Annotated in this window: 21 protein-coding genes, 1 tRNA gene and 2 pseudogenes; 17 read left to right on the forward strand and 7 right to left on the reverse strand. The window is 62.5% G+C overall.

What is annotated here, in order from left to right; all coding sequences use genetic code 11:
* Positions 1-185: 185 nt before the first annotated feature.
* Positions 186-794 (reverse strand): YdhK family protein, encoded by a 609-nt coding sequence (locus tag KBX19_RS02070; protein ID WP_255994673.1) that lies wholly within the window; start codon positions 792-794, stop codon positions 186-188.
* 370 nt (positions 795-1,164) lie between these two features.
* Here KBX19_RS02070 and KBX19_RS02075 point away from each other — a divergent pair, with 370 nt between their 5' ends.
* A complete protein-coding gene (locus KBX19_RS02075; RefSeq protein ID WP_255994672.1) occupies positions 1,165-1,575 on the forward strand; it encodes a four-helix bundle copper-binding protein in 411 nt (136 codons plus the stop codon).
* 551 nt (positions 1,576-2,126) lie between these two features.
* Here KBX19_RS02075 and KBX19_RS02080 read toward each other — a convergent pair.
* A tRNA-Leu gene (locus KBX19_RS02080) sits at positions 2,127-2,210 on the reverse strand.
* Between the two features lie 188 nt (positions 2,211-2,398).
* Between KBX19_RS02080 and KBX19_RS02085 the strand changes: the two genes are divergently transcribed.
* The 8 genes and pseudogenes from KBX19_RS02085 (at position 2,399) to crgA (ending at position 11,579) form a co-directional block, all read left to right on the forward strand.
* Positions 2,399-3,220 carry a DUF3662 and FHA domain-containing protein gene (locus KBX19_RS02085; RefSeq protein ID WP_255997222.1) on the forward strand — a complete coding sequence of 274 codons (822 nt, stop codon included), beginning with the start codon at positions 2,399-2,401 and terminating at the stop codon, positions 3,218-3,220.
* Between the two features lie 31 nt (positions 3,221-3,251).
* On the forward strand, positions 3,252-3,698 hold the full coding sequence (locus KBX19_RS02090; protein WP_005287548.1) for an FHA domain-containing protein: 447 nt from the start codon (positions 3,252-3,254) through the stop codon (positions 3,696-3,698).
* Positions 3,695-5,098 carry a PP2C family serine/threonine-protein phosphatase gene (locus KBX19_RS02095; protein WP_255997223.1) on the forward strand — a complete coding sequence of 468 codons (1,404 nt, stop codon included), beginning with the start codon at positions 3,695-3,697 and terminating at the stop codon, positions 5,096-5,098. Before KBX19_RS02090 ends, KBX19_RS02095 begins: the two co-directional genes overlap by 4 nt.
* On the forward strand, positions 5,099-6,436 hold the full coding sequence (locus tag KBX19_RS02100) for an FtsW/RodA/SpoVE family cell cycle protein (protein WP_255997224.1): 1,338 nt from the start codon (positions 5,099-5,101) through the stop codon (positions 6,434-6,436).
* Positions 6,433-7,887, forward strand: a complete 1,455-nt coding sequence (locus tag KBX19_RS02105) for a penicillin-binding transpeptidase domain-containing protein (RefSeq protein WP_255997225.1) — start codon at positions 6,433-6,435, stop codon at positions 7,885-7,887. Before KBX19_RS02100 ends, KBX19_RS02105 begins: the two co-directional genes overlap by 4 nt.
* Positions 7,887-9,337 (forward strand): annotated as a pseudogene (locus KBX19_RS02110) (protein kinase). Before KBX19_RS02105 ends, KBX19_RS02110 begins: the two are co-directional and overlap by 1 nt.
* Before the next feature lie 15 nt (positions 9,338-9,352).
* Positions 9,353-11,260 carry a Stk1 family PASTA domain-containing Ser/Thr kinase gene (gene pknB / locus KBX19_RS02115; RefSeq protein WP_255997226.1) on the forward strand — a complete coding sequence of 636 codons (1,908 nt, stop codon included), beginning with the start codon at positions 9,353-9,355 and terminating at the stop codon, positions 11,258-11,260.
* 40 nt (positions 11,261-11,300) lie between these two features.
* On the forward strand, positions 11,301-11,579 hold the full coding sequence (crgA, locus tag KBX19_RS02120) for a cell division protein CrgA (protein WP_255994667.1): 279 nt from the start codon (positions 11,301-11,303) through the stop codon (positions 11,577-11,579).
* Positions 11,580-11,976: 397 nt separating this feature from the next.
* Here the strand turns inward: crgA and KBX19_RS02125 are convergent, their stop codons facing one another.
* The 3 genes from KBX19_RS02125 to KBX19_RS02135 all read right to left on the reverse strand — a co-directional run bounded on the left by KBX19_RS02125 (position 11,977) and on the right by KBX19_RS02135 (position 14,700).
* Entirely contained in the window at positions 11,977-13,371 is a 1,395-nt protein-coding gene (locus KBX19_RS02125) for an NAD-dependent succinate-semialdehyde dehydrogenase (protein WP_255997227.1), read from the reverse strand.
* A gap of 69 nt (positions 13,372-13,440) precedes the next feature.
* Positions 13,441-14,088, reverse strand: a complete 648-nt coding sequence (locus KBX19_RS02130; RefSeq protein ID WP_255997228.1) for a rhomboid family intramembrane serine protease — start codon at positions 14,086-14,088, stop codon at positions 13,441-13,443.
* Positions 14,089-14,700 (reverse strand): peptidylprolyl isomerase, encoded by a 612-nt coding sequence (locus KBX19_RS02135; RefSeq protein ID WP_255997229.1) that lies wholly within the window; start codon positions 14,698-14,700, stop codon positions 14,089-14,091.
* A gap of 62 nt (positions 14,701-14,762) precedes the next feature.
* Between KBX19_RS02135 and KBX19_RS02140 the strand changes: the two genes are divergently transcribed.
* The 3 genes and pseudogenes from KBX19_RS02140 to KBX19_RS02150 all read left to right on the forward strand — a co-directional run bounded on the left by KBX19_RS02140 (position 14,763) and on the right by KBX19_RS02150 (position 17,108).
* Positions 14,763-15,590 (forward strand): MetQ/NlpA family ABC transporter substrate-binding protein, encoded by an 828-nt coding sequence (locus KBX19_RS02140; protein WP_005287575.1) that lies wholly within the window; start codon positions 14,763-14,765, stop codon positions 15,588-15,590.
* Between the two features lie 14 nt (positions 15,591-15,604).
* Positions 15,605-16,351, forward strand: a pseudogene (locus KBX19_RS02145) (methionine ABC transporter ATP-binding protein); the annotation flags it as partial.
* Between the two features lie 70 nt (positions 16,352-16,421).
* Positions 16,422-17,108 carry a methionine ABC transporter permease gene (locus KBX19_RS02150; RefSeq protein WP_005287582.1) on the forward strand — a complete coding sequence of 229 codons (687 nt, stop codon included), beginning with the start codon at positions 16,422-16,424 and terminating at the stop codon, positions 17,106-17,108.
* Positions 17,109-17,245: 137 nt separating this feature from the next.
* Here KBX19_RS02150 and KBX19_RS02155 read toward each other — a convergent pair whose 3' ends face one another.
* On the reverse strand, positions 17,246-18,718 hold the full coding sequence (locus tag KBX19_RS02155) for a PucR family transcriptional regulator (protein WP_255997230.1): 1,473 nt from the start codon (positions 18,716-18,718) through the stop codon (positions 17,246-17,248).
* 123 nt (positions 18,719-18,841) lie between these two features.
* On the opposite strand from KBX19_RS02155, the gene gabT reads away from it, so the two are divergent.
* Genes gabT through KBX19_RS02180 form a run of 5 tightly spaced genes read left to right on the forward strand, consistent with a single transcriptional unit; the run spans position 18,842 to position 25,397 of the window.
* Entirely contained in the window at positions 18,842-20,152 is a 1,311-nt protein-coding gene (gabT, locus tag KBX19_RS02160; protein WP_255997231.1) for a 4-aminobutyrate--2-oxoglutarate transaminase, read from the forward strand.
* Positions 20,153-20,189: 37 nt separating this feature from the next.
* Complete coding sequence (locus KBX19_RS02165) at positions 20,190-21,647, forward strand: NAD-dependent succinate-semialdehyde dehydrogenase (RefSeq protein WP_255994662.1); 1,458 nt, start codon at positions 20,190-20,192, stop codon at positions 21,645-21,647.
* 46 nt (positions 21,648-21,693) lie between these two features.
* The gene (locus KBX19_RS02170) at positions 21,694-22,932 is read left to right on the forward strand and encodes a hypothetical protein (RefSeq protein ID WP_005287593.1); all 1,239 of its coding nucleotides are present in this window, start codon (positions 21,694-21,696) and stop codon (positions 22,930-22,932) included.
* A gap of 18 nt (positions 22,933-22,950) precedes the next feature.
* Positions 22,951-24,126 (forward strand): CaiB/BaiF CoA-transferase family protein, encoded by a 1,176-nt coding sequence (locus tag KBX19_RS02175; RefSeq protein WP_255997232.1) that lies wholly within the window; start codon positions 22,951-22,953, stop codon positions 24,124-24,126.
* Between the two features lie 44 nt (positions 24,127-24,170).
* The gene (locus tag KBX19_RS02180; RefSeq protein ID WP_005287600.1) at positions 24,171-25,397 is read left to right on the forward strand and encodes an acyl-CoA dehydrogenase family protein; all 1,227 of its coding nucleotides are present in this window, start codon (positions 24,171-24,173) and stop codon (positions 25,395-25,397) included.
* Positions 25,398-25,567: 170 nt separating this feature from the next.
* On the opposite strand, the gene KBX19_RS02185 is transcribed toward KBX19_RS02180, so the two are convergent.
* The gene (locus tag KBX19_RS02185; RefSeq protein ID WP_255997233.1) at positions 25,568-26,473 is read right to left on the reverse strand and encodes an Abi family protein; all 906 of its coding nucleotides are present in this window, start codon (positions 26,471-26,473) and stop codon (positions 25,568-25,570) included.
* Between the last annotated feature and the right edge of the window lie 359 nt (positions 26,474-26,832).

Here is a 26,832-nt window from a genome sequence, read left to right on the forward strand (position 1 = left end):
CTCCTGACTCGTCCGCGACGTCGTCCGCCAGGGATGGAACGACCACGCCTACCGACTGGCCCGACAGGTGCTCACCCAGGACGAGGACTAACTCGTCCTAGGGCAGAAACCAAAGAGGTAAGCACCCAGGGACCTCAACCAGATGGTGGAGGAGCCCGGGGTGCTGAGGTTGCGGTTGGTGGGTCTTACTCTGCCGGGGCGATCTCGCTTTCGGTAACCCACTTGTGATTGGTCATGGTCATCCCGTCGACGGTGAGATCAACCATGTAGACCGTCTCATCCGTGGAATAGTCGATGGTGGCCTCCACACCCTTCATTCCCGACATGTGCTCGGCATCCAAGACGACCTCGGACCCCTCCGGCAGGGGGGCCTGGCCCGGATCGACAAACTCCTCGTGGACCACCCACCGGTGGTCGGTGACCGGGTCCCCACCGTCGGTGGGGGTGTAGCTGACCGAGTAGGTCGTGGTGTCAAACGCACCGGCGATCGTCGCCTCAGCACCCTCCATGCCCGGCATGTGGTCCGCGGTGAGGACGACCTCGGTGTCCACCGGGTAGGTGGGATTTTCCTCTGCTGCGATCCCTGCCGGGGGTTGCCCACCATCAGCCGGATGGTAATGGCCCTCTGCACCCATCTGATCGTTCATGCCAGTCTCCTCGGAGGACTGTGTGGCCGTCACCGAGGTGGTGGTGGTCGTGGTCTCGGGGGCATCAGATGCAGTGTCGTCCGTGCAGGCGGCCAGGGCCAGGGAGGAGGTCAGGGCGAGGGCAGCGAGGGCAATGGTGCGCTTCATGATAATGCTTTCTAGGTTTCTTGGTTGGTGCAGGAGCTGAGACTCAGCGAGGGATGGTGCTTCAAGTGCGTCGTGGTTTATCACTCCTCCTGCTCGATAGGTGCCACTGGGTGGAGGCTGTGGGTAGGGCAGCGTCCGGCTCTTGGGAGCCTGTGGCCGACCCACTCGGCGTAGCTACGGCCGAGCATTCGCCACGTTACTTAGGGAGTTTCTAGCGGCTGGTAGCCGCTAGGTGGAGGTTGGGGTTCTTCATGAAATCTTCATGGTCCAACCCTGGATTCCGGCCAGTCGGGCCTCTAGGGTCGAGGGTGTGGGCCGGTCGGCTCGACCGGCCCACCTTTCCGGACCGAATTGAGATATGGAGCACGACATGACCCATCACGTACACGCCATGCTGGAGGCCCACCCGAAGGACCTAGGCCAGATCGACAAGGACAAACTGGCCGAATGCATCACCGCCTGCTTCGAGTGCGCCCAGACCTGCACCGCCTGCGCGGATGCCTGCCTGGGTGAGGACATGGTCGCGGAGCTGACCACCTGCATCCGCCTCAACCTCGACTGTGCTGACATCTGTACGGCCACCGGCCGGATGCTCTCCCGGCCCACCGACTGGAATGTCACCCTTATCCGCTCCGTCCTGGAGGCTTGTCGTACTGCCTGCCAGGCCTGTGGAGAAGAATGCGCCCGCCACGCTGAGATGCACGAGCACTGCACGGTCTGCGCCGAGGCCTGCCGCCGGTGCGAGCAGGCCTGTACTGAGCTGCTCGCCACCTTGGACTAACCCCGACCCACGACCACGCTCACTGTTTCCGCCATATCTTTCCTATGCAGCGGTTTTCGACCTCCCGGACCATTGTGAACGAGACGTTGCTCCAGCACTAGTCTTCCGCTCCTGCGGTTTTGGCCATGAAGTGCAGGGCAGTAGCTCAGATCATCGACAATCCGAGGGAAAGCACAGAGGACATGATAAATAACCGGTGTCACTGAGTTCTCCACCACCGCTGATGGTGCCACGTGTGTCACGGACCTACCCCTGACCTGATGCTTTAGCGGTAGGGTTCCCTCATCCTCTTCTTGTTTCACTCAGACCTGGACCACGGACGGTTAAACCACGTCAAACAGCTTTTCCCGGCGACAGTTTCCACTCGGCGGACTCGTACTCACCGCCACCGGCGCCCTGGCTGCCTGCGGATAGGGCAACAGCGGCTCGACCCCTGCTGCTGACCGACGGCAAGATCTACTGCAAGACAACGAACTCAACCCCAACCGGGGCACTCCAAAAACAAGAAATCCCGGGACATCATAGGAACGATGTCTCGGGACTTCACATTGTGCCCGGGGGGGGACTTGAACCCCCACGTTCTTGCGAACACTGGCACCTGAAGCCAGCGCGTCTGCCAATTCCGCCACCCGGGCGGGCGACTAGGTAAACATAGCACGGGCCTGCCGCCAACCACCAAATCGCGTGTTCAGTTGCCGTCCAGATAGTCTCAACCACACCTTAAAACTCCATAAGGACTGTAAGAAAGGCCTGGGTAGCTATGTCGAACGGGCGCGAAACTCTATACTGTCTTCGAAACATTCCTGGGAGGAGGTGTGGGTAGATGGCGTTGCTGGATAGGTTGGCCAAGATCGACAGTTCACTGCAGCGCGGGCTGGATAACGGCTTTGCGGCAGTGTTCGGTGGCCGTGTTGTTCCGGCTGAGCTGGAAGAGCTGCTGAAGCAGGAGGCGCAGGATGAACTCGTCGCCAATGAGGTGGACGAGATTGTCGCTCCGAATGTGTTCGCGATCGGCGTGTCCAGTAAGGATCTGGAGAACTTGTCGCAGGATCCGGATCTGCCCGCCCACCTCGCAGGGCAGCTCACGCGTTTTGTCCGTAACCTGAACTGGGGCCTGTACGGGCCCGTGGTGGTCCGGGTTGCGGAGGAGTCCGGGTTGCGCACGGGTCAGTTGCGTGTGTCGTCGTATATCGACGAAGCCCCGGATGTCGATAGCGGATTCGACGCGATTCTTGCGGACCGCGCACCGCGCAAGGCCGATGATCAGGAGGCACCGATGTTCCAGCCCCAGCCAGCACCGAACGGTCCCGCCGTGACCCTTTTGCTTCTCGACGGCTCGTCGCGCACCTACCAAGTCCACGAAGGGTCCAACATCCTCGGCCGGTCGAACGACGCTGACTTCCGCCTGCCGGACACGGGTGTCTCGCGCCAGCACGCCGAAGTCATTTGGGACGGTCAGACCGCGTTTCTGGTGGATCTCCAGTCCACCAACGGCACGACGGTCAACGACCAGCTTGTGGAGAACTGGGAGCTGGCCGACGGCGATGTGGTCACTGTCGGGCATTCCTCCATCGAGGTTCGTATCGTGGGTCCGCGCTATTCCCAGCCGGCCCAGCCGAACGAGCACTACCAGCAGTACCAGTAAGGGGCGGTGTGACGTGCTAGATACTGCATTGATGCTCGGTGCCCGCTTCGGGCTCCTGATCTTGTTGTGGGCATTCATCATGGCGGTGCTCGCCGCGCAGCGCCGCGACATCAAGGCCGCGGCTTCGGCGCAGCGCCGCCCACGTTCGGCAGCTGCCCCGGCACCGGCGCCCATGCGCAGGGAAAAGGCCCGCGAGGTCGTCGTGGTTGAGGGCCCGCTGCAGGGCTCCCACATGGAGATTTCCACGCTGGAAGAACTCTCACTGGGCCGTGCGGACAACAACGATTTCGTGCTCGGGGACGACTTTGCCTCCTCGCGCCACGCGCGGTTGTTCCGCCGCGGGTCTGAATGGTTCGTCGAGGACTTGGATTCCCGTAACGGCACATTTGTCGACGGTATCCGGATTGACCAGCCTGAACGCGTCCAGGTGGGCACGGACATCAAGATGGGGCGCACGATTGTGAGGTTGATGCCATGAGCACGCTGAAACTCAACTTCGTCGCTGTGTCTGACCGCGGGCTTGTGCGCGGAAACAACGAAGATTCCGCCTATGCCGGCCCGCACTTGCTGTTGCTTGCCGACGGCATGGGCGGCCACGCCGCCGGTGAAGTCGCCTCCCAGCTCATGGTCCAGCACATGGAGCACCTCGACCGCGACCCGGGCGACGCCGACATTCTGGCGTTGCTCGGCGCGGCGGCTGATGACGCGAACGCGTCGATCAAGGCGTCCATCAGTAAGCACCCTGAGCAAGAAGGCATGGGCACTACCCTGACCGCGCTGATGTTCAACGGTGTCCAGCTGGGGTTGATCCACGTCGGTGACTCGCGCGGATACCGCCTGCGCGGCGGTGAGCTGACACAGATCACTGTCGACGACACATTCGTCCAGTCGCTCGTCGAACAGGGCAAACTCAACGCCGAGGATGTTTCGTCGCACCCGCAGAAGTCGCTCATTCTCAAGGCGTACACCGGCCGTCCGGTCGAGCCGCATTTGGAGCTTATCGACGCCCACGCCGGCGACCGCTACCTCCTGTGCTCCGACGGACTGTCCGACCCGGTGACGCACTCCACCATTGAGAGCACCTTGGGAGAAGGCTCCCCCGCCGAGGCCGCGCAACGCCTCGTCGAACTGGCGCTGCGCTCGGGAGGGCCGGACAACATCACTGTTGTAGTGGCCGATGTTATCGACACGGATGATCCGGAGTCCCCCGACGTGCCCACCGCACCTGCGATGGCCGGTGCGTTGGTGCAGGCAGAAGATCCCACCCATCCGGATACGTCCGCGAGTAGGGCGGCGAAGTTGGTGCGGCCGCAGAATAAGACGTCGACAAGCGAAACGCGCGCCACCCACGACACCCCGGAACCCGATGACGACGAGGAGGATCACCAGCGGCGCTCGGCGTGGCCGATAGTCATTGGCGTGTTGCTCGTCGCCCTGCTGGGGCTGGGCGGCATGTGGTGGTACGACAACGCCAAGCAGTCGTCGTACTTCGTCACTGCGAACGACGCAGATGAAATCATCATCGAGCAGGGCTTCCAAACCAGCGTTTTCGGCCGCGACCTGCATGAGCCTGTGCAGAAGGTGTGCATTAACGACGAGAACCAGATCCGGCTCGTCGACACGGGCTCTGTCCCGAACGACTGCCAGCTGTTCACGGTCAGCGACTTGCCCGATTCCACCCGTCAACGCGTGGACAACCTGGGCAGCGGCTCGTATGCCGAGGTCACCGAGCAAGTCAACCGCTTGGCCGAGGACGCGTTGCCCGTCTGCGTCGATGAGGCAGCGGCCGAAGATGCTCAAGCTGCTGAAGACGCAGACAACGAGGGGGCCGATGCTGAGCCGGAAACCCCCGCTGAGGCCTGTAGGGAGGTGAAGTAGATGCGCCAGCTGTTTTCCCGCGGCAGGGAGATGACCCTGCTGATCATGTCGGCGGCGTTGCTGCTGCTCATGCTCGTGGGCTTGGAGCTTTCCCAGGGTAAAGCGCTCACCGTCGACATGCTCTGGCTCGTTGGCGGTTTCATCGGCGTCTACGCGATTGCGCACGTGGCCATGTGTTATGCCGCACCGCACGCCGACCAGATGATGCTGCCGCTGGCGGCGACGTTGAACGCGATCGGTCTGGTGTTCATCTACCGCATCGACATCGCGAAGGATGCGCACCTGACGGAACGGCAGGTCATGTGGTCGCTTGTTGGCGTGGTGCTGCTCGTGGGCACGCTGCTGATCGTGCGCGACCACCGTCAGCTGACGCGTTTTTCCTACTTGCTGGGCCTGCTCGGCCTGATCTTGCTGGCGCTGCCACTGGTATGGCCGCAGCCCCCGGACGCGGAGGCGCGCATTTGGATCTGGCTGGGTCCGTTCTCCATCCAGCCGGGTGAGTTCTCCAAGATCCTCCTGCTGCTCTTCTTCGCCCAACTTTTGGCGCAAAAAAGGTCCCTATTCACCGTGGCCGGGTATCGCTTCTTGGGGTTGACTTTCCCGCGCCTGCGCGACTTGGCTCCAATCCTCATGGTCTGGGCGATCGCGATCCTCATCATGGCGATGTCCAACGACTTCGGTCCGGCACTGCTGCTTTTTGCCACCGTGCTGGGCATGGTGTACTTCGCCACCGGCCGGACGAGCTGGCTATTCATTGGTTCTGGCTTGGTGGCCATCGGCGGGTTCACTGTTTATCAGATGTCTGAAAAGATCCAGGACCGCGTGGCCAACTTGATTGACCCGCTGGCTAACTACGACACCTTCGGTTTCCAGCCCTCCCAGGCCCTGTTCGGCCTGAGCTGGGGCGGCATCACCGGTACGGGCCTGGGCTTCGGTCACCCCGACATGGTTCCGGTCGCGCACTCGGACTACATCCTCGCCGCTATCGGTGAGGAGCTCGGCCTGGTGGGCTTGAGCGCCGTGTTGATCATCTTCGCCATCTTGATCACCCGCGGTTTCCGCACCGCCTTGGCCGTGCGCGACACCTACGGCAAGCTGGTCGCCTCCGGGCTCGCACTGACCATCGCCGTGCAGATCTTCGTGGTCACCGGCGGTGTGTCCAACATGCTGCCCATGACGGGTCTGACCACGCCGTTCATGTCGGCTGGTGGTTCCGCCATCATGGCGAACTACATCCTGCTGGGACTGCTGCTGCGTATCTCCAACAACGCGAACCGCCCGGCTGGTGAGACGTCTGTTGCTGCTTCTGAGGAGCGTCAACTGGAGGGGGCGCGATGAATAAAACGATTCGAATCGGCGCGATTGGCTCGCTGCTGCTCATCGTGATGCTGCTGGTCAACCTCACCTGGGTGCAAGCATTCACTGAGGACAAGTACGCACGCAACCCTATGAACTCGCGCAACTTTATGGAAGCCAAAATGGTGGAGCGCGGCCAGATCAGCGCAGGCGGCGAGATTCTCGCCGAGTCCCACCAGAACAGCGAGGGTTTCTACGACCGCAGCTACCCCAACATGCCGTACTCGTTTGCCCCGGTGATCGGCTACGTGTCGGACCGCTACGGCGTGGCTGGACTCGAGGCCGGGTTCAACGAAGAACTCAACGGCGAATCGCGCGCGTCCGGCAGCCGCTTCCTGCGGACGAACAAGGAGAACCGAGTTGGCGATTCCATCGAGCTCACGTTTGATCCGCAGATGCAGGCCGCGGCTTACGACCAGCTGGAGTCTCGTGGATACAACGGTGCGGTGGTGGCGCTGCGGCCGTCGACAGGCGAAGTGCTCGCGATGGCGTCGAACCCGTCCTATGACCCGAACTCGATTGTGAACCCCGACACCGCAGAATCCGCGTGGCAGGCTGTCAACGAGGATCCGGGCCAGCCGCTTCTCAACCAGGCTGCGCAGGAGCAGCTGCCGCCGGGATCCATCTTCAAGATCATCACCACGGCCGCAGGTCTGCGCGCCGGTTACACCCCTGATTCTCAGCTGACTGCGGAAGCCGCGATCACCCTGCCGGGCACAGAAGTGCAGCTGACCAACTACGGGGGCAAGGCGTGTGGCGGCGGCGGTGGAGAGACGTCGCTCACCCAGGCGTTCACCCTGTCATGCAACACGGCATTCGTGGAGTTGGCCACTGAGATCGGCGACGAACCGATGCGCGAGATGGCCACCGCGTTCGGCGTGGGCCAGAACTACGATCTGGGCCTGCCCAACGCGGCTGGTTCCCTCGGTGAGCTGGAGGATCTGGCTGCGGTGGGCATGTCTGCGATCGGTCAGCGCGACGTCACCATGACCGCGCTGCAGGCCGCAGTCATGGCAGGCACGGTGGCTAACGACGGCAAACGCATGGACCCCTATGTGGTCTCCCGCGTCGTCGCGCCCAACATGAAGACCGTGAGCGAAACCCGCCCCCACCAGGCAGCGGAAGCCATCAGCGCCGACGAAGCTGAGACGCTGACAGGTCTGATGTACTCCTCCGAGCGCAACACTGCCGGGTACAACGGCAACGGCTACGCATCCAAGACGGGTACCGCCGAGCACGGCGAGGGACTTGCACCGCACACCTGGTACGTCGCCTTCGACCCGGACAAGGATGTCGCCGTGGCCGTCGTGGTCAAGGACGGCGGCGGCATGGGCCAGAGCGCTACTGGTGGACTGGTCTCCGCCCCGATCGGCCGCGCCATCCTGGGGGTGGCGGCGGCACCGAACACCGATGACACTGGAGGTGCACAGTAATGCACACTGATAACCGCGCCGAGCTGCAAGAGCTCATCGGCCCCGATTACCAGCTCCAATGGATTATCGGGCACGGCGGCATGTCCACCGTCTGGCTTGCCGACGACACCACCCGCGACCGCGAAGTCGCCGTGAAGGTCCTGCGCCCGAGTTCTCCGCTAACGAAGAGTTCTTGAGCCGTTTCCGGAACGAGGCGAATGCCGCTGAGGGCATCAACTCCGAGAATGTCGTGGCTACCTACGACTACCGTGAGGTGCCCACGCGCGAGGGCTACCCGATGTGCTTCATCGTCATGGAGTACATCCGGGGCGAGTCCTTGGCGGACCTCATTGTCCGCGAGGGTCAACTCACCGAGGCAATGGCGCTCGACGTGCTCGAGCAGGCCGCCCACGGTCTCTCCGTGATCCACCGGATGGGCTTGGTCCACCGCGACATCAAGCCGGGCAACCTGATGATCACGCAGAACGGCAAGGTGAAGATCACCGACTTCGGCATTGCCAAGGCCGCATCGGCTGTGCCGCTGACGCGCACCGGCATGGTCGTGGGCACCGCCCAGTACGTCTCCCCCGAGCAGGCGCAGGGCCTGCCGGTCACCGCCGCATCGGATATCTACTCCCTCGGCGTGGTCGGGTACGAACTCCTGTCGGGCCGCCGCCCCTTCACCGGTGACTCCTCCGTTTCCGTGGCGTTGGCGCATGTCTCCAACGAGGCACCTCCGCTGTCGACGTCGATTTCGGCGCCGGCGCGCGAACTGATCGGCATCGCCATGCGCAAAGACCCCGCGACGCGCTTTGCCGACGGCTCCGAGTTCCAGAACGCCATCGCCGACGCCCGCAACGGCCAGCGCCCGGTGACCAAAAACACCCGCGCGGTCTCTTCTCCCTCCCCGCAGGAGTCCACCGCGCAGCTCGCCGCCGTCACCGAGGCGACCACGATCCAACCCGAAACGGGCCCGGCTCCGAGCTACCAGCCGGGCTACCCGCAGGATTACCCGGAGTTGTCGGAGCACCAGACGCCTGCTGTTGATGCGGAGCCGAAGAAGCGTTCCGGTGGCTTCGGCACCGGTGTGCTCATCGCGCTGGTGGTGCTGCTTCTCGGGCTCGGTGCATTCTGGGCCTACGCATCGGGGCTTTTTGACGGCATTAGCGGCGGTGGCGAAGAGACTTCCTCGAGCACGTCGAGCACCACGGTTTCCACGGAGACCATCGAGACGACTGTCGAAGAAACAACGGAGCAGACCACCCCCAGCTCCGAACCGGAGGAGACACAGCAGAGCACCCAGGAAGAACCGTCGACCATTTACAATTCCCCAGAACCGTCGACGTCGCAGTCCAGCCGCGAAGAACAAACCGCACCGCAGCCCACCCGCGAAGAGCCGCCTGCAACGCAACCGGAAAGTCCCGTCCCGCCAGCCCCGGAATTGCCGGAACTGCCGAACCCATTCGAATAAGGAGCCTTGATCAACATGACTCTCATTGGGGACCGCTATCAACTGGGTTACACCATCGGCACCGGCGGTATGTCCGACGTCTACGTGGCCACGGATACGCTGCTCGGCCGCGAGGTCGCGGTCAAGATGCTCAAGCTCGACATGGCGCGCGACGAGAACTTCCGGGAGCGTTTCCGCCGGGAGGCCCAGAACTCCGCGCGGCTCAACCACCCCAATATCGTCTCGGTGTACGACACGGGCGAGACGCTTATCGGCGACACCTCCATCCCGTACATCGTCATGGAACGTGTCCAGGGACGAAACCTGCGGGACATTGTCCACGGCGACGGCCCACTCGCGCCCGAGCAAGCCGCCTCGTTGTTACTGCCCGTCACTCACGCGTTGGCCGCCAGCCATGAAGCCGGCATCATCCACCGCGACGTCAAGCCCGCCAACATCATGGTGACCAACACCGGCGAAGTGAAGGTCATGGACTTCGGCATCGCCCGCGCCCTGGATGATTCCACCGCGGCGATGACCCAGACGTCTGCCGTCATCGGCACCGCCCAGTACCTCTCCCCCGAGCAGGCACGCGGTAAGACCGCCGACGGACGCAGCGATATCTACGCTCTCGGCTGCGTGATGTACGAGACCGTCACCGGTTTTCCGCCCTTTGAAGGTGAAACTCCCTTCGCCGTTGCTTATCAGCACGTACAGGAAGATCCGCAGCCACCGAGCGCACGCATTGCAGGCTTGAGCGAGACTGAGGCGATCAACGTCGACTCCGTCATCCTCACTGCCATGGCCAAGCACCCGGCCGACCGCTACCAGACCGCCATGGAGATGGCCGAAGACCTACAGCGTCTCCAGCGCGGCGCGGTGACCAACGCTGCCCGGAATCACCTGGCGGAGCGACAGGATGAGACTACGGCGGTGGTGCCGTCGGAAAGCAGGTATGCGCAGCACCGCCAGGAAACGAAAAGGAAGAATTCGGGCATGAAGGTAGCCGCGCTGCTGCTCGCTGCGGTGATGCTGCTAGGCGGTGGCGCGTACGTATACAACAAGGTCCGTGGCGACGGCGAAGAGCAAGCCGCTGCCGAGATGGTGACCGTGCCCAACGTCGTGGGCAAGAAGCGCGAAGAGGCAGTCAAGATTCTCGAGGATCTTGGCCTGCAAGTCACCGTGAATGAGGCACCGGATCCCGACGTTCCCCGCGGCGACGTGCTGGGCACCAACCCGACCGAAGGTTCGCAGTTGCAAAAGGGCACGAACGTCACGATCACGGTGTCCTCCGGCCGTGAGATCACCGATGTTCCCGACCTGGATGGCCTCACCCCGCAAGAAGCCGCGAAAACGCTCGAAGAAGCCGGCTTGAAACTTGACGACAACCTGAAGCGTGAAAGTTCCGACGACGTCCCCGACGGTCACATCATGGACCAGCAGCCGGTCGCCGGGTCCCAGCTGTCAAAGGGATCCAAGGTTTCCGTGACCGTCTCAAGTGGTCGCGAAACGGTCCAGGTGCCCTCGTTGACCGGCATGAATATCCAACAAGCCGAGTCCGTGCTGAACTCGCTCGGCCTGAAATCCACCAAGGTGGACGTTGATTCCTCAAAGCCAGAGGGCGAAGTCATCGCCGTCGCCGGAGAAGGCACCGACGTCGCCCGCGGCACCACCGTCGAGCTGCGTGTTTCCAACGGCATGCTCTTCGAACTGCCTAGCCTGGTGCACAAGACCAAGGATGAAGCCGAAACAGCCCTCCGCTCCTCCGGATGGACGGGAACCCTGAAGCAGGGCAACTTCGTGGACACGCCCGACCCTGCCGACCATGGCCGCATCGCTGGCCACCGACCCGCCTCCGGCGAGGAGATCCGCAAGGACGCAGACATCACCGTCGACTACTGGAAGAACCCCGTCCTCGGCGGTATCGAGGACCTGGTCGGGTAGCTGGTAAAGTCACTGCTGAACTAACGAAAGGACGTACGTAATGCCCAAGGCAAAGGTCACGAAGGACACCGCCGCTACCCCGGTGACGACGACGTCCACCGGCGCCAACCGCACCCCCGTCAAGATCAACACCGGCGGCACGCCCATGTGGTACAAGATCCTGATGTTCGGGTTCATGGCCATCGGCCTGCTCTGGCTCGTGGTCAACTACCTCGCCGGCCCGCAGATCCCTGTCATGAACGAACTCGGTGCGTGGAACTACCTCATCGGCTTCGCCGGCCTGATCATCGGTCTGCTGATGACCATGGGGTGGCGTTAACAACCGCGCCACGCTCCCCGGCCCGTCGCCCAGCGCTGCACTCAGCGCTGGTTTTTTCATGCCCGCACACGGTCCACCTTGAGGTTGTGAAACGTGTGGAAATCCCGGTGTGTTGTGCACGGGTTTATCCCCAACTATCCCCACCGGGAAATCCCCAGGACGTGTTACACAGGCCTGTGCACAAACACTGTTGACAAGGCATGGAAACAGCAGGTCAGGGTTGCGAAAACGCCTTTTCCACAGGCTGTGCAAAGTGGTACGGAAGTGGCTTATGCACAGGATCTTCCACACCCTGTGGATAACTCGGCGGCAGCACATCACAGGGCACAAAAAACTAGCCCCGGCCGTCACAATGACGACCGGGGCTAGCGAGCTAAACGGAGTGCTGAAACCCGCCTTAGACTGCGGAGTCGGAGCCGGCGATGTAGTAGCGCTGCTTGTTCACGAACTCATCCATGCCCAGCGGCCCGAGCTCACGGCCCAGACCGGATGCCTTCACACCGCCGAACGGCAGCTCAGCACCACGGGCCTGCGGGATGTTCACGTGGATCATGCCGGTGTCGATCTTCGCCGCCACCTTCTTCGCACGCTCCTCATCCTCGGACATCACTGCGCCGCCGAGGCCGTAGCGGGAGTCGTTGGCCAGCTCGATCGCTTCCTCCTCGGACGTGGCCTTGTACACCTCGGCGACCGGGCCGAAGAACTCCTCGTAGAAAGAGTCGGTGCCGACAGGGATGTCTGTAATCACGGCCGGGGTGATGTAGGCGCCCTCGCCGGTGACCTTGCCGCCGACGTGAAGCTTGGCACCTTCATCGACCGCAACACGCAGCTGCTGGGAGAGCATCTCTGCGGCGTCGCGGGACGACAGCGGGTAGTACTCGTTGCCTTCACCCGGGTTCAACGGGTCACCTTCGGTGTAGGACGACGCGAGATCCACCAGTACCTGCACGAACTCGTCGTAGATGTCCTCCATGACGATCATGCGCTTGTTCGCCGTGCATGCCTGGCCGACGTTGCCGACGCGCTTCTGCCACGCCGTTTCAGCTGCGGCCCTCACGTCGGAGGAGTCCAGCACCAGGTATGCGTCGGTGCCGCCGAGCTCGAGCACGCACTTCTTCAGTGCCTGGCCTGCCTGCGATGCGATGGCACGGCCAGCGGTCTCAGAACCCGTCAGGGACACGCCCTGCACGCGGTCATCCTCGATCATGGTGGAGATCTGGGAGTGCTGTGCGTACACGTTCGTGTAGAGGCCCTTCGGAGCGCCAGCCTCGTCGAAGATCTTCTCAATGGCCGCTGCGGAGCGCGGGCAGATTTCGGCGTGCTTGACCATCACAACGTTGCCGGCCATGAGTGCCGGCGCTGCGAAACGCGCCACCTGGTAGTAGGGGAAGTTCCAGGGCATGATGCCCACGATGATCCCGAGCGGGACCTTACGGATGATGGAGGTGCCACCCTGGTTGTTCGGAATCTCCTCGTCGGCGCCGAACTGTGCACCGTTGTCGGCGTAGTAGTTGAAGATGTCGACGACATCGTCGACCTCGCCGTCGCCCTCAAAAACGGACTTGCCCATTTCTTCTGCGATGATGTTGCACAGCTCGGCGCGCTTCTCGTCGAAAAGCGATGCGACCTTGCGCAGCACGTCGGCGCGCTCTTCGAAGCTCTTCTCGCGCCACTCCCTGAACGTGTCGTTCGCAGTGGCCAGTGCCTGCTCTAGTTCGTCGTCGGTGATGAAGTCGAAGCTCTCGACAATTTCATTGGTTTTCGGATTTTGTACGCGAAACTTTGTTGGCATGTCAGCCACTGTATGAGCGTTAGCGAATGTTCGCCATGATTTTCTTCACGCCCGGCTTGATCAGGCCTTTCACGCCAAGACAGGTGCTGCGATGGCCATGGCGGTGATTGCTAGGGCGGCAACAACACCCCACCACTGGGCCCGCGTTTCGCGCGCGGTGAGCGGCACAGCGATGAGCGCCCCAGTGACCATTCCGCCCAGGTGACCCCATAGGCTCACACCGGGCATGACCAGGGTGAACACGAGGTTTCCGGCCACGAGGACGAGTGGGGCGCGCAGGTCAGCTCGGTTGCGGGCGGCGATAGCCACGAGGATCGCCATCAAGCCGTAGAGCGCGCCGGACGCGCCAGCGGTCGGCTGGGCGAAGCCGAAGAACAACACGGCGGCTGACCCGCCGAGGATGCAGGCCAGGTACGCCGCTACATACGGGCCAGTGCCGACGAACCGCTCGACCACCGGCCCGATGAACACGAGCACGAGCAGGTTGACCACCAGGTGGGAGATGTCGACGTGCAGGAACCCCGACGTCAGGGCACGAAGATATCCGAAGGGGGTGTCAACGACCAAGGGCCCGTAGAGGACGAAGGTCTGGCCGAGGCGGGAGGCCCAAATGACGTCGCTAAGCGACCGCGCGTCTAACGCAGCAACCGCGAAAACCCCCGCGCACAGCAACGCAATGACTGCTGTGGCGGGGGCGCCGTGAAGGAGTTTACGCACCTAGGCGACGGTGACGGACTCGATGACTACGTCGGACACCGGGCGGTCCATGCGGCCGGTCTGCACGTTGGAGATCTCGTCGACGACCTTCTGGGACGCCGGATCAGTGACCTCACCGAAGATGGTGTGGCGGTTGGTCAGGTGCGGGGTCGGGGCAACGGTGATGAAGAACTGGGAGCCGTTGGTGCCCGGGCCAGCGTTAGCCATGGCCAGCAGGTACGGGCGGTCGAAGGAAAGCTCCGGGTGGAACTCGTCGGCGAACTGAAAGCCCGGGCCGCCCGTGCCGGTGCCGGTCGGGTCGCCGCCCTGGATCATGAACCCCGGGATGATGCGGTGGAAGATTGCACCGTTGTAGAACGGGCCGTCCGTGGTGCCGGAGGCGTTCTTGGTGGAGTAATCCTGGGAACCGTCAGCCAGGCCGGTGATGGTCTGGACGGTCTTCGGCGCGTGGTTGCCGAACAGGTCGACAACGATGTCGCCGTGGTTGGTGTGGCGCCGTGGTTGGTGTGGAAGGTGATGGTCTGAGTCTTCTGAGTCATGCGAACCAGGATACGCGTCGGGGCGGACATCCGTACCAGCACCAAGATAGACAGATCTGTCTTGTTTAGGCATACCGTACGGTTTAGTATTAGCATTCAGCTACAGCACTTTTAGAAACGTGAAAGGACCCCAGAATGTTCAAGAAGATCGCTGCCGCCGTGGCAGCTGGCTCCCTCGTTCTTGGCCTCACCGCATGCGGCTCCAGCGAGAGCACCGATGCGGGCGACGACAAGACCATTCGCGTCGCAACCTCCCCGGGCCCGTACTCTGAGCTCTTCCAGGACGGTGTCGCACCCATCCTGGAGGAAGAGGGCTACACGGTCGACGTCCAGAACTTCACCGACCTCACCCAGGCCGACACCGCTCTCGCGGAGGGCTCCGCCGACCTCAACGTCGAGCAGCACACCGCGTGGATGAACGTGTTCAACGAGGAAAAGGGCGCAAACCTCACCTCCATCACCGAAGTTCCGACGGTGCCGGCGGGCCTGTACTCGGAGAAGCACAAGTCCCTGGACGAGGTCGCTGACGGCCAGACGGTCGGCATCCCGCTCGATGGATCGAATAAGTCCCGCGCACTCCACGTGCTTGTCGACGCAGGCTGGATCACCCTCCGCGACGACGCCGACGAGACGTTGCTCGCAGAGTCGGACATCGATGAGAACCCGCACAACCTCGAGATCAAGCCGATGGACTCCGCGAACCTGTCGCGCTCCCTCCCGGATCTCGACTGGGCCGTCATCCCGGGCTCGATGAGCTACTCCGCCAAGCTCGACCCAAACCTGCAGGTCTTCCAGGAGGAACTGCGCCCTGAGCTGATCCTCGTCGCGGTCACTACCGAGGACAAGAAGGACGCTCCGTGGGCGAATGCTGTCGCTGAGGCGTATCGTTCCGACGAGTTCAAGGAGTTCTTCGACTCCCAGAACGAGAACGATTACTGGTTCCTGCCCGACTCTCTGAAGTAAGCGAACTGACTTCCATGACTGACGCTGTTGTATTCGACCATGTCGGAAAGGTGTTCCCGACGCGGGATAGCTCCTTCGCCGCCCTCGACGACATCAGTTTCACTGTCCCCGAAGGCAGTGTCACCGGTGTCGTGGGCACCTCGGGTGCCGGCAAATCCACGCTGATCCGGATGGTGAACGGACTGGAAACCCCGAGTTCCGGCGCCGTCACCGTGAACGGACAGCAGCCGGCTTCCTTGAGCACGTCCGAGCTGCGTGAGCTCCGCCGGAAAGTCGCCATGGTCTTCCAAAGCGTCAACCTCCTGGAAACGAAAACGGTCGCGGAGAATGTGGCCACCCCGTTGAAGCTGACCAAGACGCCGAAGAGCGAGATCGAAAGCCGCACTGCTGAGGTGCTTGAGCTGGTCGGCCTCACCGACCGCGCCCAGCACAAGCCGCGGCAGCTCTCCGGCGGTCAGCGTCAGCGCGTGGGCATCGCCCGCGCGCTTGTCACGGAGCCCACAATGCTGCTTTGCGACGAGCCCACATCCGCCCTCGACCCCATCACCACCTCCCAGATCCTCGACCTGCTCCGCAATATCAACGAGGAACTCGGAGTGACGATTTTGATCATCACCCACCAGATCGACGTGATTGCCCGCTTGGCCGACAACGTGGCGGTGCTCTCCGAGGGCCGTCTTGTGGAATCCGGCCCAGTGGCACAGGTCTTCGCGGACCCGCAGCACGAACTGACCCAGAAATTCGTGGACACCGTAATCCCGCCCGAACTCGATGCCACCGCGCGTGAGGCTCTCTCCCGCGCACTGGTGAAGAATAGCGAGATGTAACAGCATGAATCAGCTCAATACGTGGTGGCGCGACACCACTGGCTCCCGCGTCACTCCGGAGATGTACCTCGACTCCTTCGGCGAGACCCTCTACATGGTCGGCATTTCTCTGTTCCTCGGCGCATTGTTGGGCATCCCGCTGGCGCTCGCCTTCGTGATCACCCGGCCGGGCGGTTTGAAGCCCAACAAGGTTGTCTACGGCGTTCTCAATGTGGTCGTGAACATCATCCGTTCGCTGCCGTTCATTATCCTGCTGGTGGCTATTTCTCCGTTCACCCGCGTGATCGCGGGAACCGCCATCGGCACCACCGCGGCGCTCGTCCCGCTGACCTTGTACATCGCCCCGTTCATCGCCCGCCTCATCGAGCAGTCCCTGCTGGAGGTCAACCCCGGCATCACCGAGGCTGCCGATTCCATGGGCGCCAGCCTCTTCCAGACCATCAGATACTTCCTCCTGCCAGAGGCGAAGTCGTCCATCATTCTCGCCGTCACCACGGCAACGATCGGCCTGATCTCCGCCACGGCGATGGCCGGCACGATCGGCGGCGGCGGCGTCGGCGACCTTGCTATCTCGTACGGCTACCAGCAGTTCGACTCGATCGCGATGCTCACGACGGTGGTGCTCCTGATCATCATCGTCCAGGCCATCCAGTCTGTGGGCAACACGCTCGCCCGTCGCGCGCGGGCGTAGAGAGGTAGTCATAGCTAAAGAGTCGAGGGTCTAGTGGATCTAGATTCCAGACAGCCCCAGCCCAGGCCACAAAACCCCAGGTCAGTTTCGCTTGCTCTGGCAACTGATCAATCTAGATCCACCATCCCAGCACCCCCTCACCCCGCCCCGCCCTCGAACGCAGTCATGGCCAGGTAGGCCTCGCTGAAGTGGGCGGGGTTATGTAGGTCGATCTCGCACAGTTTCTCGATCTTGGCCATCCGGGTCCGCACGGTATGGCGGTGCACACCCAGAGCCTCGGCGGCCTCGCCCAGCCGCGCACCGTGACGAAGAAAAACGGCGAGGGTGGTCTCGTAATCTGTCCCGTAGGCGGCATCAAAGCTGATCAGCCGGCCGAAAATCTCTTCGCGTCTGGCCGCGAGCGCGTGGGCGACGGTGGGGTCGCGCAGCCACGGAAGCCCCGAATCATTGGCGCGAGCCACATCGCCAGGCCGCAGAGTCCGCGCTCTGGAGACGAGCTGATTCACGTGGTCCAGCGTCAGCCGGGCAAGCAGCACCGGTCCACCTGCAGCGATGCGCACGCGGCCGCGGTGCTCACCGAGGGTGCCGAGCACATCGCGCACGGTCACATCGGGGCGCACCACCATCAGGAAGGTCGTTTCATCGACCTCGAGGACATGTAGTAGCCGATCGCTTTTCGACGTCTCCCTGTCCAGCCGCTCCACCACCGCCTGCATCCCGCGGGGCGATTGCGCCGCGATGACGATCGGCCGGGTGAAGCCTTCCCGGTCGACTGGAGTGTCAACGGCACCGGAATAGAGCTCCCCCTCATCCGTGATGCCGAGGCGGATGCGCAGCGCGAAGGAATTGAGCTGGTTATGGATCCGCCGCAGGTGAGCCGGGCGCGATAAAAGGGTGGCTGCTAGGCCGGCGTAGTGGCGGATGAGAGACCGGTCTTGGTCTGTGAGCGTGCGTGTGGAGGTCACATCGACCGTGTACGGCCGACCGTCGGTGGCGGACGAGCTGATGCGGTAGGAGCTCGAGTAGGTCTTTTTCATCGCGTTGAAGGCCCGCGAGACTTGCTCGGCGATCAGAAGGCCGTTGGGGTCTTTGATGGTCACACGGGCCTCGAGGGTGGTGGCGGCATCGCGCGTGAGGGCTTTGACGTCGCCCGCGGTGGCGGTCTGCGTGAGCTTCTCCTGGGAGTGGAGCAGTTGCTGGTGCAGGTAAGCGCGCTTTTCCTGTTCGGCGGTGGAGCGGCGGTGCTGCTCTTCATGGACGGCGCTCAAAATCCGGGCGAACGGCACGGGCCGCGACACTTCGAACAGGCCCACGTTGTTCTCCCGCGCGGCGTCCACGACGGCATCTGGGATGCGTCCGAAGACGGTGCTGATGCCGAAGCCGACCGCCACGGTGCCCTGCTCCGCGAGATGCTCGACATGTCCGCGCAGGCCATCGGAGTTGTCACGGAATGCAGCGCCAACGGTGAGCACGAATGCTTCCTGCTGGATGAAAGACCCCGGGGTTTCCAGCTCGTTGATTTGCACGACGGTGAAAGAGGGCTTCGGCGGCGCGACAATCTCGGTCAAGCCGAGGTGTTGGCTATCGACGAGAAATGTGAAGGGAAACAACTCATAGTCTCCGTTCTGTATAAACTCACGTCTCTATTTCGCCACACTGTACATGACGCGGGTCACCTTCTTCGCTCCATACTGTTTTGTCAACAAATAGTTACCGGTTTTGAAGGAGTGATCATGCAGGACCTCACCTACCGCCTACCCCAGGAACGCCGCGTCACCAGCGCTCCAACTGACGGGGAGAACGCGCGCTTGAATGAACGCCGGGAAGAAGCCGTCGCTCGTGCAATGGCGCCGGGCCTGCCGCGCTACATCGTCGACGGGGACGGGGGCGTGCTTATCGACGCCGACGGTAACTTTCTCATCGACTTCGCCTCCGGCATCGCGGTGACCTCGGTCGGTGTCTCCAATCCCCGGGTGTCTGCGGCGGTCGCAGACGCCGCGCAGAAATTCAGCCACACCTGCTTCCTCGTCACCGGTTACGAAGGATTCGTGGCTGTCTGCGAGAAGCTTAATGAGCTCACGCCGGGCGATTTCCCGAAGAAGACCGCGCTGTTCAACACCGGTGCGGAAGCAGTGGAGAACGCGGTGAAGATCGCCCGCGCCCACACCGGGAAATACGCGGTGGCCGCCTTCGATAACGCCTACCACGGGCGCACGAACTTCACGCTGGCCATGACAGCGAAGAATAAGCCGTACAAGGATGGTTTCGGGCCGTTCGCCTCGGATGTCCACCGCGTGCCCGCGTCGTACCCACTGCACGACGGGCTGACGGGCGAACAGGCGGCGGAGCGAACGATCCGCGTGCTCGAAACGCAGATCGGCGCGGACAACCTCTCCTGCGTGGTGCTTGAACCGATCCAAGGCGAGGGCGGATTCGTCGAACCAGCGAAAGGGTTCCTACCAGCGATCGTATCCTGGTGCCGTGAGAACAACGTCGTCTTCGTCGCCGACGAAGTCCAAGCTGGCCTGGCGCGCACAGGCGACATGTTCGCCTGTGACAACGAAGGAATCGAACCCGACCTGATCACCACAGCCAAGGCGATCGCAGGTGGCCTGCCTTTGTCTGCTGTGACCGGCCGCGCGGAGATCATGGACGCGCCCGGACCCGGCGCGCTCGGCGGCACCTACGCCGGAAATCCACTGGCCTGCGCCGCAGCGCTGGCAGTCTTCGAAGAAATCGAGGACAACGACCTGCGGAGCCGGGCGAAAGAGATCGAGTCGCTGATCCGGGCGCACCTCGAACCACTCGTAGATAAAGAGAAAGTGCGCGAAGTCCGTGGCCGCGGCGCCATGATCGCCCTCGAGTTGGACACCGGCGAACGCGCAACCGCCGCCGCCAACACATGCAAGGAGCAGGGCGTTGTGACGCTCACCTGCGGCACAGACGGCAACGTGATCCGCCTTCTCCCGCCGCTGGTCATCCCGGAGACTCTGCTCGTCGAGGGCCTAGAAATCCTCGTTGCCGCCGTCAAGAACACCTTCTAAGCACCGCACCACGCACACACCCAAGGAGTTGACCGACATGACACTGACCACCGATCAGCAGCTGCCGGATAACCTGCCACTGGATCCGCGCGCCGACACGTCTGCTCAGCGCGAATCGTTCACGGTGGTGAACCCGGCGACGGAGGAAGGGGTGGCAGAGGTCGCGGATACGCGTGCGGATGATTGGCTCGACGCGTTGACCCGCGCCGTAGATGCGCAAGAGAAGTTCAGCGCATTCACCCCGCGCCAGCGCGCCGATATCCTGCACGCAATCTACGAGGAAATCCTTGCGCGCGAGGATGATTTCGCGCGCACGATGACGATCGAGATGGGCAAGCCTCTCGCGGAGGCGCGCGGGGAAACGGCGAATACGGCGGACTATTTCCGCTGGTTCGGCGAGGAAGCGGTGCGAATTCCCGGCCGTTACGCCCAGTCGCCGTCCGGTGCCGGGGACATCGTCGTCTCGCGCGCGCCGGTGGGTCCGGTCCTAGCGATCACGCCGTGGAATTTCCCGCTCGCGATGGGTGCCCGCAAGATCGCGCCCGCGCTTGCGGCCGGCTGCCCGGTGCTGGTCAAGCCCGCCAGGGAGACTCCGCTATCGATGCTGCTGCTCGGCCAGGTCATGTGGGACGTGCTGGAGCGTTTCGACGCCCCGCGCGACCTCATCCACGTCCTCCCCAGCACGACGTCGAGCGAGCTGTCGGACACCCTGATGGCGGATGAACGCCTGCGGAAGATCACATTCACCGGCTCGACGAAGGTGGGCAAGATCCTCGTGAAACAGTCGTCGCAGCACCTGCAGCGCGCGTCGATGGAGCTCGGCGGCAACGCCCCGTTCGTCGTCGCGGAGGATGCCGATATGGACCTCGCGCTGAACTGCGCCATGCAGGCGAAACTGCGCAACGGCGGCGAGGTGTGCGTCGCTGCCAACCGCTTTATCGTGCACGAATCGATCGCCGCGGACTTCGCAGAACGACTCAGCAAGAAGATGGACAAGGTCGTCATGGGCAACGGGCTTGACGACGGCACCACCCTCGGCCCCATGATCACCGCCGCCCAACGCGACGGCATCCACGACCTGGTCACCGAGACCGTCGAAGCCGGTGCCACCGTCCACCGCGGCGGTGAGGTCCCGGACCGGAAGGGCTTCTTCTACCCGCCCACCGTGCTCAGCGGCATCCCCGACGGGGCGCGGATTTTGCGCGAGGAAATCTTCGGGCCGGTCGCGACAGTGACCACGTTCAGCACGCTCGACGAGGCGATCGAGAAGGCCAACGACACCGAATTCGGTCTCGCGGCCTACGCGTTTTCCGAGAACACGCACACCTGCAAGCGCTTCGCCAAAGAACTCGCCGCCGGGATGGTGGGAATCAACCGCGGCATGATCACCGACATCGCCGCCCCGTTCGGCGGCATCAAGCAATCCGGTTTCGGCCGCGAAGGCGGGACCGAGGGAATCGAGGAATACCTGGACATCCGCTATATCGGCTTCTAAACGGCCGGATCCCCCCAGCAACTCCCGCATAGAGAAAGGTTCTTTCATGGGACTGAGAGTGTTCAATATCGCGATGGCATTTGTCGGCGTGCTCGTCGGCGCCAGCTTCGCTTCCGGCCGTGAGACATTGCAGTATTTTGTGGCCTTCGGCAACTGGGGTGTGCTCGGCGCGATCATTACGGCGCTGGCACTGGCGCTAACTGGCTTCGCCATGCTGCAGCTAGGCAGCTACCACCGCGCCACCGAGCACACGAGCGTGTTCGACGAGATCTCCGGTCCGATCGTGTCCAAGATCCTCGACGCCGCCACCCTGGTCTGCCTGTTCTGCATCGGTTTTTCCATGTTCGCCGGTGCGGGCGCCAACCTGAACCAGCAATTCGGGTGGCCGGAATGGGTCGGCGCAACCATCATGCTGGTCTTAGTGCTGCTCACCGGCCTGTTGGACGTGGAGAAGGTGACGGTGGCGATCGGTGCGCTGACCCCGCTGATCATCATCATGATCGGCATCGCCACGGTGTGGGCGATCATCAACGCCAACCCGGACTTCTCCAACCTGCACGAGCAGGCTACCCAGGTTCCGACGACACTGCCGAATTGGTGGGTGTCCGCGATCAACAGCATCGGCCTGCAAGTTATCGTCGGTGTGTCCATGGCGATCGTGATCGGCGGCAGTCTCTTCGACCCCCGCGAAGCGGGCCTCGGCGGCCTCGCCGGCGGCGCGTGCTTCCTTTTCCTGCTGGCCATGCTGGTCACCGCGCTGTACTTGAGCGTGGACACTGTAAAGGACCAGGAAATGCCCACCCTGGCGATGGTCACTGACATCCACCCCATCCTCGGCCTGGTCATGACAGTGGCCATCTACGGCATGGTCTACAACACCGCGATCGGCATGTTCTACGCCTTCGGCAAGCGCATTTCACGCAATAACCCGAAGCGCTTCTACCCCGTCTACGTCGTCACCGCGCTTGTCGGCTTCGTTCTCAGTTTCATCGGCTTCAGCAACCTCATCGGCTGGGTCTACCCCATCCTCGGCTACATGGGGATCCTCATCATGGTCATCATCGGCTGGGCCTGGTGGACGCACCGCCACGACCTGCGCAAGGAGATTTCCCTGCGCCGCGAGGCACGGCGCCTGTTCCGCCGCCACGGCAGCGCGGATGCTCTCCCCGCGGCGGACAGGAAGAAGCTCGAGGAATCCGCCCGCAAATCCAATATCGAAGACCACGAGTTCATTGGGGAGCTGGAGCAGGACCTGGAGTCGTCGATAAGCGAACAGCGAAACTAAAAAGGAGACCGTAAGAAAATGGCGCTACAGCAACCACAAGCCGGCCCCTTAAAAGGCATTGTCGTCGCGGATTTTTCGCGCGTGCTCGCTGGGCCGTATGCGACGATGCTGCTCGCGGACCTCGGCGCGACCGTGATCAAGGTCGAGGGGCCGAATGGCGACGACACCCGCGGGTGGGTGCCGCCGAAGCGCGGCGATGTGGGCACGTACTACCTGTCGATCAACCGCAACAAGAATTCCATCAAGCTCAATTTGAAGGACCCGGACGACCTGGACACGGCGTACGCGATCATTGACCGGGCGGACGTGCTGATGGACAATTTCCGTGTCGGCAGCCTTGATAAATTCGGGCTCGACCCAGAGACCGTGAGAAAACGGTGGCCGGAGCTCATTCACGCGAAAATCACGGGCTTCGGCTCGCGCGCTGGGGCGCAGCTTCCCGGCTACGACATGCTCATTCAAGCGTCCAGCGGGTTCATGTCCATGACGGGCTCGCCCGACGGCCCGCCGCAAAAAGCAGGCTACGCATTCATCGACGTCCTCACCGGGCTGCACACCACCGTCGGCATCCTCGCATCGCTCTTGCGCCGCGAACGATTCGGCGGCGGCGGGGAGACGATCCGCACCAACCTCCTGTCTGCGGCCCTGTCGTCCATGGTCAACATGACATCCGCCGCCGTCGCCTCCGACGCCGAGATGACCCGCACGGGCAACGACCACCCGTCGATCTTCCCGTACGGCCCCTTCCCCGCCAAGGACCGCGAGCTCGTCATCTGCGTCGGCAACAACAAGCAATTCGCAACGCTTGTCAACGGCCTCGGCTCCCCCGAGCTTGCCGACGATCCCCGCTTTGCCACCAACGAGCAGCGCAATGCCAACCGCGAGGAACTGCGCCCGATCCTCACCGAACTGCTCGCGTCGAAGAACGCCGACGAATGGATCGACCTGTTCCGCGCCAAGGGCCTTCCCATCGCACCCATCCTGTCGGTGCGTGAAGCCATCGGCTTCGCCGACGACCTCGAGCTCGAGCCCGTCGTCGAAATCACCACTAAGGACGGCACCGACCGCGTCCCCTTCGTCTCCAATCCCCTCGACATGAGCTCCGGCGGCATCACCTACACCAAGGCCGCCCCCGGCCTCGACGAAGATCGCGGCGACGTCCTCGAGTGGATCGCCCAAACTCCTGCCAAATAACCGCTTCCATCTCTTCAGCCTCTTCAACTTCCGAAAGGAACCTCATGACCTCCGCATCTCCCCTCGCCACCGACCTCATCAACTTCGACAGCCTGCTCTCCCGCGATGAAATCGAATGGCGCGACGATATCCGTTCCTTCGTCGAAAGCGAGATCAAACCCCACGTCGGCCAGTGGTACGAAGACGCCCACGTGCCCTTCGAACTCATCCCCCGCTTCGCTGAAAAAGGCATGATCGGCGCACACCTGTCCGGCTACGGCTGCCCCGGCCGCTCCGCCGTGGACTACGGCCTGGCCATGCTCGAGGTCGAAGCAGCTGACTCCGGCCTGCGCACCATCTTCTCCGTGCTCGGTTCGCTGGCTATGACCTCGATCCACCTCAACGGCACCGAGGAGCAGAAGGAGAAATACCTGCCCAAAATGGCTGCCGGCGAGCTTCTCGGCGCCTTCGGCCTGACAGAGCCCACCGCCGGTTCCGACCCCGCCTCCATGACCACCCGCGCCACCTACAAGCCCGGTGAAGGCTGGGTGCTCAACGGCGAGAAACGCTGGATCGGCCTGTCCCACTACGCCGACCTGACCATCATCTGGGCCAAGGTGTCCACCGCCGACCTCGAAGCAGCTGGTCTCGACGGGTTTCCGGAGGGCCGCGACGAGACCATCGCCGGCTTCATCGTGGAGAAGGACACCCCGGGCTTCGACCCCCAGCAGATCGACAAGAAACTGTCCATGCGTGTTTCCACCCAGGCACACATCTATATGAAGGACGCTCTTGTCGGCGAAGACAAGATCCTCTCGGGCCGCTTCGGCCTCAAAGCCCCGTTCATGTGTCTTAACGAGGCCCGCTACGGCATCGGCTGGGGTGTGCTCGGCGCCGCCCGCGACTCCATCGAATGCGCCCTCGCTTACGCCAAGGAGCGCACCCAGTTCGGCAAACCGCTCGCCGGTTTCCAGCTCACCCAGAAAAAGCTCGTCGACATGGCCGTTGGGCTGAACCAGGGCTACCTGCTGGCTCTGCACATCGGCCGCCAGAAAGACGCCGGCACCCTGGACATCTCCCAGATCTCCGTGGCCAAGCTCCAGAACACCCGCACCGCCATCGAGATCGCCCGCGAGGCCCGCACCATTCTCGGCGGCAACGGCGTGACCCACGACTACTCCCCCATCCGCCACGCCGCCAACCTCGAATCCGTGCGCACCTACGAGGGCACCGACGAGATGCACACCCTCATCCTCGGCCAGAAGATGACCGGCATCGGCGCGTTCGCGTAGGGGCCCGTGGTGGTGGCCCGTGGACTCGTGGATCTCGATTACCTAGTTACCGCAGCCACTAAATCTGACCTGGGGTTTTACCGGCGGTCAGTGGTGTGGATGTAATCGAGATCCACGCGGGTCCACTGGAGCGCACGGCCGGGGCCATCCTTCAGGAATCAAAAGAGCCCTTAAGAATTCTGCGGATCGGATATCCCTCGACGAAAAGCCGGCTTTCCAGCTGCAAGTTCTAGATACTCATCGAGGAAGCCCACACGCATGCCAGTGCGGAAAAGGAAGTTATCCAGGGCAACGATTGTCGCCATCACGGAGTTTGGTTCATAGGGTTCACCTAAGGTTCGTTCGGCCCGGTTCTTCGCACTCGTTGGCACTTTCGGCTGGTCAAGAACGAAACAATTCCACAAGCGTGATGAGTGAGCACACTTATTCCTCACAAAGGTGAAGGAACGCAGCTGGCTGGCAAGAAAAGGTTTACCAACCCCGAGGGTAGAACAAGTTTCTCCATACACAGCACCAGCGTCATTCCTGTAAGTGATCGCCTTAGAAAGCGTTCCCAACGAGAACGTTTCAACGGCCACCCACACCGGTACGTCTCTCAACCAGGCAGGACCCCTCCCAGCTGCATCTTTGCGGTATTTACTTATATACGGCTCCTTCGATCGTTGAAGCTCACTAGCAATCAGTTTGTGCGTCGGCTTCACTGAAGGATCTTTAGGCAGCTTGTAAGCCGTGGACCTAAGGAAGCTTTCGTACGGACCATGTTTCGCGCCCTCACTCAGAGCGAACGCGGTTCGAGTAGAAATCTCAGCGAGTTGGATCCCGTCGAGCAGGAGAGACCTCAAGCGTGCATCCAATTCGTACAGATCGACGATTTCATCCCACGTAGCACCAGCAATGAATTCATCTTCACCATGCGCCAAGTCCTTTTGGAAATAGCGCATATAGCCAGAGAAACGGTAGTAGTTATTCCGTTCCAGGAAACAAGCGACGGCTTTCTCGGATGGGATGCTAAGTCCTCGATCCTTGATTTTCTCGACCTGCTCTTGGACCGACAGGTAGTCTTTCCGCCTGTTCACAGTGCTAAGAATAACAAGCCCCCCTCTCATATTGCGCTGTTCCGATGAGAAGCTTGGAGGGGGTCTCGATTGATTAAAATACTACCCAATCTGCACAAATAGAGCAATGCACTGCGTAGGTTTCGTTACATATTCAGCACCGACGAGATGCACACCCTGATCCTCGGCCAGAAGATGACCGGCATCGGCGCGTTCGCGTAGGGGCCCGTGGTGGTGGCCCGTGGACTCGTGGATCTCGATTACCTAGTTACCGCAGCCACTAAATCTGACCTGGGGTTTTACCGGCGGTCAGTGGTGTGGATGTAATCGAGATCCACGCGGGTCCACTGGAGCGCACGGCCGGGGCCTGGAGCCCCTTC

The organism is Corynebacterium sp. CCUG 71335, assembly GCF_024454075.1.
GTDB lineage: Bacteria > Actinomycetota > Actinomycetes > Mycobacteriales > Mycobacteriaceae > Corynebacterium > Corynebacterium genitalium.